Genomic DNA, 744 nt, shown 5'->3' on the forward strand with positions numbered 1-744 from the left:
TGGAATGTGGCTCATCGCGGGATACTCTTGGCTTGGATTGAAGAATCCTTCGACGGGTTGCAGTCCTTCGAACACGCCGTTGACGATGCGATAGGGCGAGTTTCGCGGTCCTTGATGCACGGTTACGTAGCGCGCCGTGATGGTGGCTTCGACGGCGGGGTCGGGCGTGCCGTCGCCATCGGCATCGAAATCAATGCGGCGAAGCTTGACGGCGTTTTGAAACGGCGAGTCGCTGGGTTGCGGAATGGTTTGATTTGGTCGGCGTTCAGGCGTGCGGTCGCCGCGCCAGCGCGTGCCAAGCGTCGAGGTGGTGTCGCGGTTGTTATAGACGAACGTGTCGACGAAGGTTTTTTCCACGCCCAAAATGATGTTCAGGTCGTAGATGTATTCGTTGTCATTGACGGGCCAAGCGTAGGTCGGAAGCGTTGGCGCGATGAAGGTCTTTGAGCCGCTCAATCCGTCGTTTTGAAACTTGGTTTTGATGCGGTTGCCGTTGTGCAATCCAACGCGGCGATTGGCGTTGTTGCTTTTGAGGTTCAAGGGAATGTTGCCGTCTTGCGCAAGGGCTTCGTTCAAGAACGGCGTTATCGCCAGAAACGACAGCAACAGGAGCGGCAACGCCGCGCCGTTTTTTTTGAGAGTCTTCGTTTGAGTGACGTTGGACCGCATCGCTTCGTTCAAAGTTCGTTTGAATTTCTCCGCGTTAGAAGAAAACCGAGATGCCCGAAAGCACTTGGCGCGGCG

Annotated in this window: 1 protein-coding gene; it reads right to left on the bottom strand. The window is 55.9% G+C overall.

Annotated features, from left to right (window positions below):
* The coding region (locus NZM05_12635) for a hypothetical protein (protein MCS7014461.1) at positions 1-669 on the bottom strand (669 nt) is incomplete at its 3' end.
* Positions 670-744: the final 75 nt, after the last annotated feature.

Source organism: Chloroherpetonaceae bacterium (assembly GCA_025056565.1).
In the GTDB taxonomy this organism is placed as follows: Bacteria; Bacteroidota; Chlorobiia; order Chlorobiales; family Thermochlorobacteraceae; genus Thermochlorobacter.